The organism is Sphingobacterium micropteri (genome assembly GCF_014692515.1).
GTDB classification, from domain to species: Bacteria; Bacteroidota; Bacteroidia; order Sphingobacteriales; family Sphingobacteriaceae; genus Sphingobacterium; species Sphingobacterium micropteri.
This window is the reverse complement of the sequence record NZ_JACOIK010000008.1, coordinates 30,600-47,330: the sequence shown is the minus strand read 5'-3', so window position 1 is coordinate 47,330 and position 16,731 is coordinate 30,600. Positions and strand designations below refer to the sequence as shown.

General features: G+C 40.8%; 16 protein-coding genes. 1 reads left to right on the top strand and 15 read right to left on the bottom strand.

Going from position 1 to position 16,731, the window contains the following annotated elements; translation table 11 throughout:
* Nucleotides 1-29 precede the first annotated feature (29 nt).
* Nucleotides 30-902, bottom strand: coding sequence for an HD domain-containing protein (locus tag H8B06_RS12025; RefSeq protein ID WP_190994524.1), 873 nt, complete (start codon nt 900-902; stop codon nt 30-32).
* A gap of 445 nt (nt 903-1,347) precedes the next feature.
* On the opposite strand from H8B06_RS12025, the gene H8B06_RS12020 reads away from it, so the two are divergent.
* Nucleotides 1,348-2,634 (top strand): TlpA family protein disulfide reductase, encoded by a 1,287-nt coding sequence (locus tag H8B06_RS12020; protein ID WP_190994523.1) that lies wholly within the window; start codon nt 1,348-1,350, stop codon nt 2,632-2,634.
* A 295-nt stretch (nt 2,635-2,929) separates the two neighbouring features.
* Here the strand turns inward: H8B06_RS12020 and H8B06_RS12015 are convergent, their stop codons facing one another.
* The 14 genes from H8B06_RS12015 to urtA form a co-directional block, all read right to left on the bottom strand.
* A complete protein-coding gene (locus H8B06_RS12015) occupies nt 2,930-4,201 on the bottom strand; it encodes an ATP-binding protein (protein WP_223857650.1) in 1,272 nt (423 codons plus the stop codon).
* Between the two features lie 186 nt (nt 4,202-4,387).
* Nucleotides 4,388-4,906 (bottom strand): hypothetical protein, encoded by a 519-nt coding sequence (locus H8B06_RS12010; protein ID WP_190994522.1) that lies wholly within the window; start codon nt 4,904-4,906, stop codon nt 4,388-4,390.
* A gap of 630 nt (nt 4,907-5,536) precedes the next feature.
* Nucleotides 5,537-5,659 (bottom strand): hypothetical protein, encoded by a 123-nt coding sequence (locus H8B06_RS20825; protein WP_262891603.1) that lies wholly within the window; start codon nt 5,657-5,659, stop codon nt 5,537-5,539.
* Nucleotides 5,660-5,704: 45 nt separating this feature from the next.
* Nucleotides 5,705-5,878, bottom strand: a complete 174-nt coding sequence (locus tag H8B06_RS20685; RefSeq protein WP_223857649.1) for an AAA family ATPase — start codon at nt 5,876-5,878, stop codon at nt 5,705-5,707.
* Nucleotides 5,875-6,012 carry a hypothetical protein gene (locus H8B06_RS12000; protein WP_190994521.1) on the bottom strand — a complete coding sequence of 46 codons (138 nt, stop codon included), beginning with the start codon at nt 6,010-6,012 and terminating at the stop codon, nt 5,875-5,877. Before H8B06_RS12000 ends, H8B06_RS20685 begins: the two co-directional genes overlap by 4 nt.
* A 2-nt stretch (nt 6,013-6,014) precedes the next feature.
* A complete protein-coding gene (locus tag H8B06_RS11995) occupies nt 6,015-6,689 on the bottom strand; it encodes a response regulator transcription factor (RefSeq protein ID WP_190994520.1) in 675 nt (224 codons plus the stop codon).
* A 1-nt stretch (nt 6,690) separates the two neighbouring features.
* Nucleotides 6,691-8,493 carry a sensor histidine kinase gene (locus H8B06_RS20915; RefSeq protein WP_190994519.1) on the bottom strand — a complete coding sequence of 601 codons (1,803 nt, stop codon included), beginning with the start codon at nt 8,491-8,493 and terminating at the stop codon, nt 6,691-6,693.
* A gap of 103 nt (nt 8,494-8,596) precedes the next feature.
* The gene (ureC, locus tag H8B06_RS11985; RefSeq protein WP_190994518.1) at nt 8,597-10,309 is read right to left on the bottom strand and encodes an urease subunit alpha; all 1,713 of its coding nucleotides are present in this window, start codon (nt 10,307-10,309) and stop codon (nt 8,597-8,599) included.
* A 43-nt stretch (nt 10,310-10,352) separates the two neighbouring features.
* On the bottom strand, nt 10,353-11,108 hold the full coding sequence (gene ureA, locus H8B06_RS11980; protein WP_190994517.1) for an urease subunit gamma: 756 nt from the start codon (nt 11,106-11,108) through the stop codon (nt 10,353-10,355).
* A 37-nt stretch (nt 11,109-11,145) separates the two neighbouring features.
* Entirely contained in the window at nt 11,146-11,859 is a 714-nt protein-coding gene (urtE, locus tag H8B06_RS11975; RefSeq protein WP_223857648.1) for an urea ABC transporter ATP-binding subunit UrtE, read from the bottom strand.
* Entirely contained in the window at nt 11,856-12,617 is a 762-nt protein-coding gene (gene urtD / locus H8B06_RS11970) for an urea ABC transporter ATP-binding protein UrtD (RefSeq protein ID WP_190994516.1), read from the bottom strand. The genes urtE and urtD overlap by 4 nt, the downstream gene beginning before the upstream one ends.
* A gap of 5 nt (nt 12,618-12,622) precedes the next feature.
* Nucleotides 12,623-13,720 (bottom strand): urea ABC transporter permease subunit UrtC, encoded by a 1,098-nt coding sequence (gene urtC, locus H8B06_RS11965; protein WP_190994515.1) that lies wholly within the window; start codon nt 13,718-13,720, stop codon nt 12,623-12,625.
* Between the two features lie 34 nt (nt 13,721-13,754).
* The gene (urtB, locus tag H8B06_RS20675) at nt 13,755-15,425 is read right to left on the bottom strand and encodes an urea ABC transporter permease subunit UrtB (protein ID WP_223857647.1); all 1,671 of its coding nucleotides are present in this window, start codon (nt 15,423-15,425) and stop codon (nt 13,755-13,757) included.
* 9 nt (nt 15,426-15,434) lie between these two features.
* On the bottom strand, nt 15,435-16,703 hold the full coding sequence (urtA, locus tag H8B06_RS11955) for an urea ABC transporter substrate-binding protein (RefSeq protein ID WP_223857646.1): 1,269 nt from the start codon (nt 16,701-16,703) through the stop codon (nt 15,435-15,437).
* Between the last annotated feature and the right edge of the window lie 28 nt (nt 16,704-16,731).

The following is a 16,731-nucleotide window of genomic DNA, read 5'->3' as shown; positions in this document are numbered from 1 at the left end:
GGCAGGATTATGACCATTGTGGAACTATTTTAATTCACTTCTGATAATCTCAAAATTTTATTATTTACCATAATTTCAGGGTCTACTATTCTTTTTTTAGTTGTTAGCTTTTCATTTTTTAACCCATTAACTCTAATCCGATCAATCCATTGCCTTAAATCTGATTTTTGATTTATTTTGTCAATAAGATAAAAGTCGTCCTTGAAAAAGTCCCTTTCTTCAATAATTCCATTTTGTAGACAATCTTTAATGATCGTCTTCATTATCATATTTATCTCTATATTTTTTACGTCTTCAAAATATTCAGCTGTGAGGAAGCTGTATTGTTCCTGAAACCATGTTCCATACGCTTTGGATTTCAAGACAATTCTATTATCAAAAGCAACTAAACCATTTATAAACCAAGAAATCTCTGCAAGTGAAATTTTCCCAATTTGAAACATGTCCCTAAGTGTATAATCTATCCTATCCGCTGACAAGTAAGGTAGTGGATATTCTAATAGTCTAAATTTATCCAAATCAGCCAACAGGGTATCATCAATTCGATATTTATTCAATACAGCAGCCAATTCACGATCTTTTAAAACTTCAGCATATCTATGTTCATGGTAATCTTCACCTTCGATTTCAAGTATATAATCAATTAAATGGGAAAATGCCGTATGAGAAATATCATGAATCAATCCAGCGATTTGTTCTTCAAGACTACCACCCACTTTTTTTATGATGAGCATCACGCCAATCGAATGTTCAAACCTTGTATGATTTATTTTGGGGTTAACTAAAAAAATAGAACCTCCCTGATGAATTTTCTTCAACCGCCGAAAAACATTGGTCTTGATAATTTCTTCAATTACCCCTGAAAATTCAACTTCTCCATATATTTTATCTACGTATGTCATTGTTAGCTTGTATCTTATATAATTTTCCTGTGTCAAGATGATTAATGGATGGGAAAATGTAAATGGTATTTCTCTATTCGTTTGCGTGTTCGTATTTCGTTATTTAGTCTGAGATAAATTATCTCAAATAAACTAAAACTTACCTTAACATAGTATATAAAATGCTAAAAAAAGACTAACATTTTTATAACAATAACCGAACATTAAACATCAACCCTGACTTTATTCAACTTGTTAACTTTATTGACCAAACATTTGAAATATATAATAAACTTTGCAATATCTTAACTCCAAAAAAGATGGATATAACCCATTATACACTGAAATAAATATTATATGCTTGAAACCAAAAATGCCTCATAATAAATGAGTAAAGGAAATAATTCTTATTATTGTTGTATATTATACCGTTATAAGCTATTACCACAAACTTGAACTTTTGAGAATGAAGAAGATATTCCTGTTACTTTATAGCATTTTTAACATAACATTGCTGTTTTCTCAAGAGAAGACTACTATCGAATTACAAAAAGTTGATGGCTACGGACCTCATGGAATTACCTCGTTCGGTATAAGTGAGAAACGAGATAGTGAACGAAAAGAATTATATCCTGCTGTTAAAAATATTCCCGAAAACTGGACCGATGTTCGAGAATATTACTATGAATTAAATCCGAAGCAGTTAATCTACCAATCAGTACAGCGATTGGATACGATGAGCTCAAGTCTAGCCAAACTACTGGAAACGGAGGAAATTGACCTAAAAGACTCGTTGAATTACGCAGAAGAACCTCTGGCTTGCGGGATTAATGTCGTGATAGGGAGAGATAGTCTGGGAATGCATTATATAATTGATAGAAATCAGAATAACGATTTTGGCGATGATGTGGTGAGGCCTCTTGGTAGAAGAAATAATTCATCCTCCGTACCAAATAATCCAGACTATGTTTTTTATCAATATTGGTACGGTGGCAAAGTTCATAACGACAGCTTAATTATTTCCGTATCGGAGATTAATAACAATGTTTATTTTTCTTTCCCGCAATTTTATTTATCAACTTTAAAATACCAAAACAATACATATTATTTCTGTAAAAATATAATGGATAGAGGTGCTTTCGTTGTGCCTGCTAGACCTTATTTTTCTGCGTTACCGCCGGAAAAGAGAGTTTTAGAAGGACAATATTTTAATTTGGGAGACGATACGTTCAAACTATCCCGCATTTTGTATGACGGGAAATTTATAGAGATTGAAGGCGCTGCTATGTTGACTGATACCATCAAGACAGTAAAAGATAATCGAAATGTTCACCAAGCTTCCGATCAAGCAGGGTTTTTAGCTCCTGCATTATCCGGACGAAATGTATTAAACGGCGATCTGTGGACGTTGGATAGTGTGGATCAGGACAAACTGATTTTTATTTACTTTTGGAGTACGACATGTGCCCCGTGTTTACAAGACTTACCAAATCTAACACGCATTGCGAACAAATATAAGGATAAGGTAGAATTTGTAGGAATCTGCGATGTAAGAACTGATCTCAACGCAGTGTTGAATAAGCATAACATAAATTGGACGATGATTAAACTTCAGGATGCTGAAACGGAAGTAAACAAATACAATATATACAAATATCCATCATCATATTTGGTAAACAGCGAGCGGGTCATTCAGCGGGTAGATATGAGATCAGCGCAATTAGAGGAGTTTATAATAGAGAATATACTTTAAATATTAGTTGGTAGGCGAAAATGGAAGCAAATACTAAAACTATTCGCATTTCAAAGAAAGAAAAAAATGCGTTTGTACTACGAATAATAATTATATGGTTCTTCATGTATTTTCCATTTGTAAACTTTGTTGAGGATTACTTTTTGCTTTCAAAACCGATTGGAGTTACATTTTTTATCTGGTTATTGATTTTTACTTAGTTGGGCGGGTGAAAGATTACGAAGGTCTCAACACTATATTGGATCGATATTAAGATGACGTTAAAAATTCAATATAAGACAGCACTAAGCTTATTCTAACCTAATATCCTACCTATTCTTTCCCGTTCCCTATCCGATAAGGGTATAGCTTGCTCTATAATAGGCAATATTTCCAGCTTGCGGTCAGTTTGTAACAGCAAGTCCAAGAACCCTAAATACGTCCTGATCAGATCCGCCTTTATGCCCACAAAGGCACGTGGATCAGCTATATAAAGTTCCTGAATCAGTAGTAGCAACGTATTCTTACGCTTTATGTCCATATCCGACGAGCTATATCGAGGCAACAAGTCCTTTTGCATTAACTCTTGTAGCTTGATATTCACGGCTTGTTCGCGCACATACTTCTTCTGCTTACGATCCAGCATATCACGGAGTTCCGTCAATAGCTTCCGATATACTACCAAATGCTCCTTTTCACTGAAGAGATTCCCCTCGGACGACAATGCCATATCAGACTGCTCAAAGCCATTAAAAAAAGCCGACTCAACATAAACCGAATGGTGAAAATCAATCGCATTATTGTTAAAGCTACTTAGCAGCTTAGCCACTTCCACCTTATGGCTGTCCATAAAATAATAATAGTAGCGGTCACCAATAGGGTATTTCCAGCGAATATAGTTAACCCTAAATGCAAACGAGTTCTCTTCCGGGCCATAAACTGTAAAAGCAATCTCGTCGGCTTCCTGAATTAGCTGTTGATAGGAGATAGGTTTACCATTTATTTTGATGCTGTAACCCATGTCTTTGTTCAGATGCAAGAACCAGCAAAACTCTTGCGCCAGAAAATCCAAAAACTCATCCGCGTCAAGGCCGAAAGCATTCAGGCCGAATACACCTTCCAGTACAACGGTAGTACCTGTATGATCAACATGCGATGGTTGCAGTTCTGTACTCTCGTAAGTTTCTTTAGCGTCCTTGTCGATCACCAATTTATACTGCATCAACTCATCACCAATAGCCACTACCGTATTCCAGGTAGCACGTGTTGCGAATAACGAAAAAGAAAACCGCCCCTTGCCTTTTTTACCCCGAGTATAAGATGTCCGTTTAGGTTGTGCCTTTTTTAGCGAATCCAAAAAGTTGCCAAAAGAATAGTCCAGCGTATCAGGTGCTATGCCCTCACCATTGTCACTAATACCAATACGTTCAATATACCCCAGCTCATTACTGCTTATATCGATAGATACAGTAGTAGCCTTCGCATCAAATCCATTCCAAACATATTCCGCAATAACCTGCTTTGCATCCTTTGGTAGACCTGCCGCCTCTATACTTGCATTTGTTATCTTCGTACTATTCTTCATCATTGTAAACCTTGCATCAAATCTAGTAATAATATCTTTTATTAGGTCTTTTTTTACTAAAATTTATAGTATTTTCTTCTGGAGATGATTAGCTTTAAATGTTAATATTAATACTGTATGTTTATGACTACATTGAATTAAAGACTGCATAGGAGTAATCACTCCCGGTTAATCTTGATTTCGCACTGTCTAGGAATTTCGGTAATGGATTCCAATAGAAATTCCTAATCCAACGAATGTCATCCATACGATGGCTATATTCTCTCTTCCTTTCAAAATAGGTGCGATATTCCATGATGTCTCATGGATATAGGTGGCTATAGGAAAACATATTAATGATAGCCCCGTAATGATCAATAGACTCGACCAGAAATGCTGGAGAGGCAAAATAATATTGGTAAGCAGCGCAAATAGGATTGCACCAAACGCGCAGCCGATGTAGAAAATAATGTAACCATCAATTTTTGCCGATAACGTAAAGGTCACAAAGATCGTAACGAAGAATAGTATGATAGAGAGCGATAAATGTAGAAGAATCCCGAACCACTTTTTGCGTATAGATATCAGATCATAGTTCGTTAGAGATACACTTAACGCCATCAATGTTGGGATAATGAAAAATGACCAATCCCATTTGATCAGATAAAGGAATAGAAGGCCCGATAAGGCGCAACATAATGTGGTGAACGTTATTCTCTTTATATCCATAACCGCTACAGTTCCGTGACGCTACTATCCATTGTTCCTGCTGATAGCGAAAAATAAATATTTAGTTTCTCTGCTCATGTTTTAGTATTACTGCGCTCCCCATCAATCCATTATATCTTTAGCAAAAGATTCCGCGTTAATTTCCGGTCTAAATTTAAGAAATCCTTGTCACTACACAACCACAAATCTATTGATCAGATAAACTTCCTTCCGCCCACCTCCCTCCATTTTTCTACTGTTCAGCATTTTTTTGGAACTCTCCATTCACATACAGTACCCGGCCAGTTTGAGAAAATGGAAGCGCTAAGGGTAAAATCCCTTAAGCAGATTTTAACTGTAGTATTCTAGATGATGATCATATTCCAGCTTTTGCCGCCCTTGGACTAGATGCCAAATCGAAGGTTGGCGGGTATATCTTCGGCTGTCCACGCTACCTGTTTTTTGTCACGTCCATATCGAGTAATTCATTTGAACTATCACTTAAGTTGATCGATAAGATTATTAGGTTTAACTTTCCCACTTTTGTCATTATTAATGAAAAATCGTCTCTTAGTATTTATTAAGACTGTATGTTTATGACAACGTTAACGATACATCTGGACAATGAAAAATCCGAACAGGCAATAAAAGCTATCCTGGATGCTTTAGGGGTGAATCTTTCAATACGTAAAGACTATGCTTAATGGCGTTGATCAGTGTTTTCTGTATACTGTAGTAGGAGAGACCCTGCGCCTGCTCGATTAACTTTTTCATATATACTTTGCCGTCAAACGTGAACTTTCCTTCTTTTAGTACCAACTAGATCAATTCCTGTATCCGTTGTTGGTCGGGTAGCTCCAAAGAGATGGCTAAGTCAAATCGACGTAGCAATGCTTCGTCCAACATATCCTTTTGATTTGTTGCACAGATTACCATACTGCTTTGCGGCAGGTAGTCGAAGAGCTGCAGGATGGTGTTTACCACGCGCTTCATTGTGCTGCCTTACGGAATATCTTAGGTCTTGCCACATCCGGAAGGGCCATAAAGCAGAAGCTTGTTGGATATCGGTATACCAGTTGCTCTGCTTGATCAAATAGCGTTTTGAATGGAGGTAAATATGAAGCCATGATTATTCCGTTGAGATTTCGTTTGGTTCTGAATTCAAAGCTTGTAAAACATCATCCATATTGTTCGTATTAAATTTACGTAGAATGTTTTGCCTATGGGCTTCCACCGTGCGTACACTGACATGCAGAATTTCAGCGACTTCTTTTGTGCTTAGATTATTACGGATCATCTTTAATATTTCATGTTCTCTTCGGGAAAGGGATATGCTTCCGTTAGCAGGCGTCTTGTTTGCATTTGTACTCTTTTGTGAGTCGAGGTATTTTTTTACCAGGATATCAGTTACTTCACCAATGAAATAAAACCGGTCAGCATAAACGGAACGTATAGCATTCAGAAAAATTTTATTGCTGGTGTCTTTTAATATAAATCCGCTGGCTCTCATATCTAAAGCTTTTGCTACGTACTCTGGACTATCATACAGGCTAAAGAAAACTATTTTACTGTTAGGACGCAGCCGTAATATAGCCTGTGCAGTTTCGATACCATTAATTCCTTGCATTCGGATATCCATAATAATTACATCTGGAATTACCGTTGTCAAATGCGCAAGAGCAGTTTCGCCATCGCCAGCTTCGCCAATCACTTCCATATCTTCTTCACGGTCTATAAGTTGTTTCAATCCATTTCTGAATATTTCGTGATCGTCTACCAAAAAAACTTTAATCGGTGTGTTCATATTAACATGGTATTTCTAATACAACAATTGTCCCTTTACCGGGCTTTGTATTAAGTGTAAATGTACCGCCTAACAATTCGGCCCGCTCTTTCATGCCTTTTAAGCCGTTCATCTTACGTGTTCGATTAGGGTCGTATAAGAATTGTTCTTCAAAATAAAAGCCTGTGCCATTGTCCTTGATGATCAAATTAAGATAATCTGGAGAAGTATCAACGTATATTTCCGCTACAGTAGCCTTGGCGTGCTTAATAATATTATTTAAGCTTTCTTGCATAATACGATATACTGTCACTTCCAACTCCCGTGAAAGTATTGTCTCTCCAATATTGCTGTCCAAAACAAATGAGATCGAACGATCGGCATCCTTGCACGTCTTAATAAGATCTTCGATAGCAGATAGCAGCCCGAAATCCTCCAATACACTTGGCAGTAGGTCGGCACAGATCCGGCGGGTTTCGATAATCAGCTTATTAAGCATGGAATTAACGTTAAGCATATCCTCATTTTTATCAATTTTTTCATCTGTTATCTGTTCCAATTTCATACGAAGGCTGGTCAGCATTTGCCCAATACCGTCGTGTATTTCGGTAGCTACACGCTTGCGTTCTTTCTCCTGGCCGTTGATAATAGCATAGGAGCGTATATGTTTATCCTGTGTTTCGCGTTTGAGCTTTTCTTCAATGAGTAGCCTATTTTCGCGTTCGGCGTTCTTTCGTTTGGTAATATCGTTAGCAATAACCAAGTATTGGTATAAGTTTCCCGTTTTATCGAACACAGGTATCAACGTAACATCCAGCCAGAATCCACTTCCATCAGATGCGTAGTCAAAGATTTCGTCCTGCCACACCTCAAAGCGCTTTTTCGGATGGCGTATATGTTCATAGATAATACATTCGCTTGCTGCCGTGTTATTGTAAAATATGAGTTTGTCCCGCAGTTGAGACATTGTGTACCGCGTAACATGGCAATACTTCTCATTTGCATAGAGAATTTTTCCTTCCGGATCAATTTTAACAAGATAGGTGGCTTTGTCTAATGCAAAATTTATTTCGCGGATTTCATTGTATGAATGCTCCATGGCCACATGTGCCTCCTGCAGCTTTTCGGAAAGTTGGGATGAATGTTCCTCCGATTTTACTAATCCGATGACAACCCGTCTGATATATACCGATAACGGATAAAAGATAAACAACACCTCTAATGTAATAGTGAGGAGAAGTATCGCGCACATGATATAATCAGTATCTTTCAGTCGGCTGATTCTCTCCCTGGCAAAACGATCGTATTCGAATACAATTAAATCCATTCCCAGTAGATAGGATTGTTCATTGTTTAGTATAGTTTCTACGTACGGCTGTAAAAGAGTAGGGTTTGCGGAGCTCGATGTATCTATAATGGATAGGATATGTTCCGCGGCCAGCATCATTTCGTCGCGGGGATGACTGACCAATTCAAACAGTTCCTTTATTTCACCTAAGTTGTATGTTGGCAGTTCGAGGAATTTATTTCCATCTTCTAGGCTCTGCTGTACTTTTTCCCACTGACGAAGCGTATTCCGAAATTCTTTCTTACTATTTTCGTAGTCGTAACCACTTTGAAGCATTAGTGCAGTCTTACTTAGCGTCTGGCTGTGCGTGCGGAGACGTGCGGTGAAATTGATTACGTGTGAATCATCCAGGGATCGGCTCAAGTGTTGCTGTATACGCCATTGGCTCGCAATGGTTAAGAATGCGATGATGGACAACGCGATCATATAACGCGATGTGAATTTTTTAAAAAGCTTTCCTTCAACAGATTTTTCCACGATATTTTTCGTTAGTAAAAGCCCACGTCAGCATTGATGTCATGCCTATTGCTTTTTAACACAACAGAAGCCTATAGGGCTTCTGTTGAAAAACGTTTTTTTTCTAAAACAGGCTGTATAACTGTGTCAATGGAAGTTTTTCTGCCGGTTCACAGCTGATAGGCAACCCATCTGCGGTTACCTCATACGTATCTGGATCAACCTTTATTTTTGGAAGAGCATCGTTGAAGATCATATCCTTTTTTCTTACATTTCGCGTATTTCGAACAGGCTGGATTATTTTGTTCAATCCATAGGACGCCACGTGGTCTACTGAAGCTTGTGATACAAAAGCAATAGAGGTATTACCAACCGCACTACCTAATGCGCCGTACATCGGCCTAGAGAAAATCGGCTCCGTTGTTGCAATCGATCCATTTGGATCTCCCATCTGTGCCTGTACAACAGCCCCTCCCTTAAGTGTGAGTTCTGGCTTAATACCAAAAAACCTAGGATCCCAAACGATAAGATCTGCCAGTTTTCCCGGTTCAACAGAACCGATGAGATGGCTGCATCCGTGTGTTATTGCTGGATTGATGGTGTATTTTGCAATATATCTTTTAATCCGAAAATTGTCAGCATCTGTACCGCTATCTTCAGAAAGGCTACCACGTTGTATCTTCATTTTGTCAGCGATTTGCCAAGTCCTGCATATTACCTCTCCAACACGGCCCATGGCCTGCGAATCAGAAGTAAACATGGATATTGCGCCCATATCATGCAGTACATCTTCAGCAGCAATGGTCTGTTTTCGGATGCGGCTCGCAGCGAATGCTACATCCTCATCTATACTCTTATCCAGATGATGACATACCATCAACATATCGAGATGTTCGTCGACCGTGTTGATCGTATATGGATTAGTAGGTGATGTAGACGACGGTAATACATTCGGTTCTCCCAACATGGTAATCGTGTCCGGTGCGTGTCCGCCTCCGGCTCCTTCAATATGGTAGCAGTGTATTGCCCTATCGTTGAATGCTTTGATCGAGTCTTCTACGTAGCAACTTTCATTTAGGGAATCCGTATGGATACATACCTGTACGTCGTATTGATCAGCTATAGACAGGCAATTGTCGATAGCGGAAGCTGATGAGGCCCAATCCTCATGGAGTTTAAGTGTCATGGCGCCGGCCTTTATCTGTGCTTCCAATTCTTTCGGTCCGGAAGAACTACCTTTGCCTAAGAAACCGATATTCAAGGGAAAAGTATCTGTCGCCTGCAACATCATTTTTATATAGGTGGCATTAGGGGTTATGGTGGTCGCCAATGTACCGGTAGTGGGGCCGGTACCACCTCCAATAAGCGTTGTGATACCACTGGATAGTGCCTCATCGGCCTGCTGTGGACAGATAAAATGTACGTGCGTATCTACACCACCGGCAGTGATAATTTTTCCTTCGCCTGAAATGATTTCTGTATTTGCGCCAATAATCATATGCGGATCAACACCATCCATGATGTGCGGATTCCCACCCTTGCCTATACCGACTATCAGGTTGTTTTTAATACCTATATCGGCCTTATATATACCTGTATAATCTACGATCAAAGCATTCGTAATAATCATGTCTAATACGTCATCAGGATCAAACCCGGTAGCCTGAGCCATACCGTCGCGCACGGACTTACCTCCACCGAAAATACATTCTTCGCCGTACACGGTCATATCCTTTTCCACAGCAATAATGAGATTTGTGTCGCCTAAACGTATTTTATCACCTGTCGTTAGCCCGAACAGTTCGGCATATTTTGTTTTTGATATTTTGTGTGCCATTTCAATAATGTTTTTTGAATAATCTGTTGCTGTAAATTATTTTTTATAGTGTTGTTTCCATATAGCCCTTATCTCGGAGAAGAGTTTCGATTTCTCCCTCTCTGCCCTCGATCGAACCATTAATCAGTGCATTTGCGCCGAATACCTTTTGTTCGCCACCTATTTCGACCAGCTGTACAGTTTTGGTTTCGTCCGGTTTAAAACGGATAGCTGTACCAGAAGGAATATCCAATCTATAACCCAGTGTCGCCAAGCGATCGAATTTTAACACCTTGTTTGTTTCAATAAACGGATAGTGAGATCCGACCTGTACAGAGCGATTTCCAGCGTTATATACGGTTATCTCTATAGTAGGTCTTTCAGCATTAAGTTCTATTTCTCCTGCTTTTACAAAAGACTCACCCGGAGACGCTATGGTGCCGTTATTAATAAACTTTTCCGTGCCAGTTCGTGTAAGTCCGGATCCGTAGAGTGCATAGCCATTTTCGATTGCAGATCGATTGATGGGTTGGTGTACGGTGACCAATTTCGTGCCGTCAGGAAATGTTCCTTCTACCTGAACAGTGTCCAGCAGCGCAGCAACACCCTCCATAACGTCGTCGTGACCCAGAATTTCCCGACCCTTCTCCATCAAGGTCAGAACAGATTCGCCCTCTCGGATAAACTCTAACAGCTGTGTGGCTATCAGCGCCACAGATTCTGGATAATTTAATTTGATACCTCTTGCGTATCGTTTTTGCGCTACAAATCCTGCATTATGCAGCATGAGCTTTTCTATTTCTTTTGGGGATAATTTCATGCTTTTACCGTTTTTAAATTTCTGTTAATATGATATGTTATACCGCAATATGTTCCTGTAATTCTCCGAAATCAAATAGACCCGCTACGCCGTGTTTTATCATCTTTCCTCTATCCATGAGATAAAAGTGATCGGAAACATGCTTAGCAAAATCTATTTTCTGTTCGACCAATAAAACGGATAGATTTTTTTCGGATACTAACCTCCGTATGATGTCCCCGATTTCATAAGCTATGGAAGGCTGGATGCCCTCCGTAGGCTCGTCCAACAGCAATAGTTTAGGAGCACTGATCAGCGTTCGGGCTATGGCGAGCTGCTGCTGCTGTCCGCCGCTGAGATTGCCTCCAAGTCGCTTTCTAAATTCTTTGAGTATAGGAAAAAGATCATAGATTTCTTCCTCGGGCATTTTTGCCTTGTAGTCTGATGTTGCTTCCAGCCCGAGCATCAGGTTCTCGTGCACCGTCAATTTAGGTATGATTTCTCTTCCCTGTGGCACGTAACCTACACCAGCTTTCGCAATGTTGTAAGAAGGCTTGTTTACGATGGGCATATCTTCAAGAAATACGCTTCCTTCCTGTGCTTTGACCAGGCCCATAATGGTTTTCAATAGCGTAGACTTTCCGACACCATTTCGCCCCATTACCGTCGTAACCGCTGCTTTTTTCGCCTGCATGTCCACAGACCATAATATGGTGCTTTGCCCGTACGCGGCTTTCAGCTTGTCAACAGACAATATCATTGCTTCGTTCATATAGTGGCTTTTATTCGTTCTGAATGAGCTCGTCCGAGGTAGCTATCGATCACGCGTTGGTCGTTTTTTACCTCCTCAAATGTGCCCTCTGTGAGCAGTTTTCCATTGACAAGTACTGTCACGGTTTGTTTTGCAATCTGTTTGACGAAATGCATGTCGTGTTCAATAACGATAACACCATGTCGCTTCGATAATTCGAGAAGGAGTTCTCCAGTTTTTTCCGTTTCCCTGTCAGACATCCCTGCTGCGGGCTCGTCAATCAGCATGAGTTTTGGATCCTGTAGTACCACGATAGCAATTTCCAACCATTGTTTCTGTCCGTGTGAAAGCTCTCCTGCACATTTGTTGAGTACATCGTGCAGCCCAACTCGGCTGGCCGTGTCATGTATCTTATCGTCGGTCGCGCTGTCCATTTTAAAGAAAAGAGAGGTGAGCACACTCTTTTTCATTTTTGTAGCTAACAACATATTGTCGTATACCGACAAACTGGGAAATATCGAAGGTTTCTGAAACTTGCGTCCGATGCCCAGCTCGGCAATCTCGATCTCTGTTTTACCTAAAATCGACTGTCCATCAAAAACTACCGTACCTCGATCAGCTTTTGTTTTACCACACAGCAGATCCATAAAGGTAGACTTTCCGGCACCGTTAGGGCCTATTATTACGCGGAGTTCCCGGGGTGCTAAAGAGAAATTCTGGAGATTCAATGCCTGTAATCCCCCAAAAGACACCGAAAGATCTTTTACTGTTAATAACATATCCATCATTTTATGATTATTGATTTAGGGTAGGGAGCTGTTTCGGTTTTTCGTGGCTTAAACCCTACGCGGATAGCCAACTTTTCGAACAATCCTAAAAATCCTTTGTCAAAGTACAGCACCGTCAGTACATATAATACACCTAAAATAAACAGCCAGCCTTCCGGAAATACCGACGTGCAGATGCTATATAGGCAATTGACCGATATTGCTCCTAGTATGGCACCCTTCAGATGTCCCCGTCCGCCAAGTGCTACCCACATCAGCATTTCGACAGATGCCTTTACATCCATTCTTCCGGGTGTTATAATTCCCGTTTGCGGCACATATAGCATTCCGGCTATGGCACCTATTACGGCTGCAATGATAAAAATGGTTAGCTTATAATGGAGTACCCTATAGGCCGTGTAGCCCACCCTGGATTCACTGTCTCGGATGGCGAGCAATACTTTCCCGAACTTTGACCCGACAATATGTCGGCAGATTTGGTATACACCGGCGAGTGTCGCGAGCGACACCATATATAAACCTAATTTCACAGAAGGCTCGCTTAGATCAAAACCCAGCAATGTCTTAAAATTAGTAAGACCATTGGTGCCACCCATATTCGTTTCATTACGTAAAAATAGTAGGTAAACAGAAAGAGCGAGGGCCTGTGTAATGATCGCCATGTATACACCTTTGATGCGGCTCCTAAAGATAAAATATCCGATGATAAATGCCGCCGCCGCGGGAATAAGAAGCCCCAATAGTAAAGTAGGGAGAAAATGCTGGAAAGGCGTCCAGAAGAAAGGGAGTTCAGTTAAGTTGTTCCACGACATAAAGTCAGGCAGAAACGTAGCTGCTGAATCTGTCTGGAGCGTAAGATACATACCTATACCATAACCTCCCAAGCAAAAAAAGATAGCTTGGCACATGGACATAATGCCGGTGTACCCCCAGATGAGATCGATGCCCAATGCGGCTATAGCGAAGCAAAAATAACGACCCCATAATGATATACTGTTAATGGATACCAGCCCGGTACTATACCCTAGAGGAAGGAGTATGGCAAAGAACAGTAAAAATATAACAGGAATGATTTTATCCGATTTTAGTAGCATGTTGCATTGAATTTATGATGACTATATGTTGATTCTATTCTTCGGCTGATCGGCCCTTGTCAGGAAATAACCCCTTGGGTCTGAACTGCATAAAGATCATGATGATAAATAAGATAGTAACCTTACCATACACAGCCTCAAAAAAGGCCTCGAGGATCTTGGACGATATACCAATTCCCAATCCTGATACGATGATACCTACAATTTTTCCCACACCACCGATCACAACCATCAGGAAAGAATCGACGATGTAAGATTGCCCCATATCGGGAACCACGTTGCCAATCAAAGTCATCGCACAACCAGCTAAACCAGCCAATCCCGATCCTATGAAGAAAGTGATCGCATTAACACGTTTGGTATCTATACCCAAACAGGCGCTCATACTGCGGTTCTGTGTTACCGCGCGAATCTGCAGGCCGAGCCGCGTATGCATTAAAACCCAGTATACCAAAGCTACGATGATTAACGTCAGCGCGATGATAAACAACCTGTTATACGGAAGTACAAGTTGTGGGCTAACGTGGATTCCGCCAGAAAGTATTGCCGGTAATTTGACGGCGGTCATATCACCGAATATCCATCTTGCCATCTGGATAAGGATTAAACTCACGCCCCATGTGGCCAATAAACTATCGAGAGGTTTTGCATAAAGTCGTCTAACGACCAATCTTTCTAATAAAAGGCCCGCTGATCCAGCTACAATGAATGATAGGGGAAGGGCTGCCAAAAAGAACCAGTCGGATGATTGTATCCCAAATACATTCGAAAAAAGGAGCTGTACACTAAAGGTAGCATAAGCACCGATCATCAAAAATTCACCATGCGCCATGTTGATGATGCCAGCCAAGCCGTAGACAACACCCAGCCCTAGTGATATCAGTATAAGGATACTTGCCAGACTGAGCCCGCTGAAAACGTTTTGTATGCGCTGCATCCATGCAGATTTTGCTGCTAGTTTTTCTGCTTGGGATAGGAGGTAGGCTGATGCCTCTTCAGCCACTCCGTCTCGTTTCGCAAAATTTTGTAAGAGCTGAAATGCGTTGCTGCCACCGGTGTTGTATAGAGAATCGCCCCATAACTTTATTTCGCTGGTCGTTGTTGCCTGTGTCATCTGAAAATAGCAATATGCTTCCCGGCCGGCCAATAATACCTTTGGATTGTCCTCATGCGCTAGTGCCCAGGATAAAAGCTCTGGCGCTATATCATCAGATTGCGACGCCTCTGTGTAAGCTGCAGCCCGTAACTGCGCATTAGGATTGAACAAGTTTGTTCGAACCCCCAACCCTGATATCAGCAGGCGGTCAGGACGTGCTATACGCACGCTCTCTAATTCTTCCTGCGAAACCGATAAAGGCTGCTGTTCGTCATCTAATAACGTTGCGTATGTCGGATACAACTTTTTTAGCAGCATATAACCTTCCGGTGTATCCGGATTTTTATGAGCGGATACGAGTTCGCCTTTCCATTCATAGAGAGCCGTGTTTTGTACAGCAGCCAAAAAAGGTAAAATAGCTGGACTTTCGTTCTGCAGCAATTTTTGGATTGCCCCGGATCTATCGGCCTCATCGGAAGGATTTGCTACTTGCTGCATGAGGACCGCGACCGAATCCTGTGAGTATGAGCCGCCGTATGCAGCAACGTAGAATAAACAACAGCATAATCCCCAGATAAAAATTTTTAGTGCTTGTACATTGTTGATCATGATGAAATCTTATTTTGATCCGTTAAAATCGAAGAAAGGTTGTGGTTCTATTAATCCGTCGGACTCCCATATAATATCAAACTGCCCATCAGGTTTAATCTCGCCAATAAGCGCCGGTTTGGCGAGATGGTTTAGCTTGTTATCCATGGTTACACTTCCTGCCGGAGAATCAAAAGATAAACCCAAAAGCGCTTCGCGTACTTTGTCCACTTCAAATGACTCCGCTTTTTCTACTGCCTTTGCCCATAGATAAACATTGGTATAAGCCCATGTGATTGGATCATCTACAACACGGCTACTGCCTCCAGGTAGTTTATTTGCTTCGCAAAATTTCTTGAAATTTGCTACGAACTTTTTGTTTTCCTGTGTATCCATCGACTGGAAATAGTTCCAAGCCGCCAAGTGGCCTACTAAAAATTCCGTGTCCATAGAGCGTAGTTCATCTTCCGCTACCGAAAATGCCATTATAGGGCATGTCGCTGCCGTCAGCCCTTGATTGGCAAATTCTTTATAAAAAGGAATATTGGAGTCACCATTTATGGTAGATAATACACAGGCTTTGCCGCCCAGTGCAAATTTTTTAATTTTAGACACGATAGTCTGGTAATCCTGATGGTGAAATGGCGTATATTCTTCGATGATATTTTCTGGTGGAACACCGTTTGTCAACAAGTACGATTTTAGTATTTTATTTGCTATACGAGGAAAAACATAGTCAGTTCCAAGCAAATAGAAACGTTTATAGCTGCCACCTTCGGGGCTCATCAGATATTGCGCCGCCGGAATTAATTGCTGATTGGGTACGGCACCTGAATAGACCACATTTTTAGAACTCTCTTCACCCTCGTATTGTACAGGGTAGAAAAGCAAGCCGTTCTGCTGTTCAAATACGGGAAGCACCGATTTTCTGGAAACGGAAGTCCAGCATCCGAAGACGGCCGATACCTTTTTGTCGATCAGCAGTTCTTTCGATTTTTCTGCAAATAGATCCCAGTCTGATGCCGGATCGACCACTACCGGTTCAATCTGTTTTCCCAATACACCGCCATCATTATTGATCTCGTCGATTGCCATTTCAACGGCGTCCCTAAGCGATACCTCCGATATGGCCATCGTACCACTTAGCGAATGCAAAATACCAACCTTTACCGTATTTTCATTGCTTGGATCAGTAGCGGAATTGTTGTTACTTCCGGAATTACAGGCTGATAGGAGCATTATACCTGTTCCCATTAGCAGGTAGGCGGGCTTAAATAGCGATTTTAATCTAACATTCATGTCGTTTATATTTTAAGATGTATCAAAG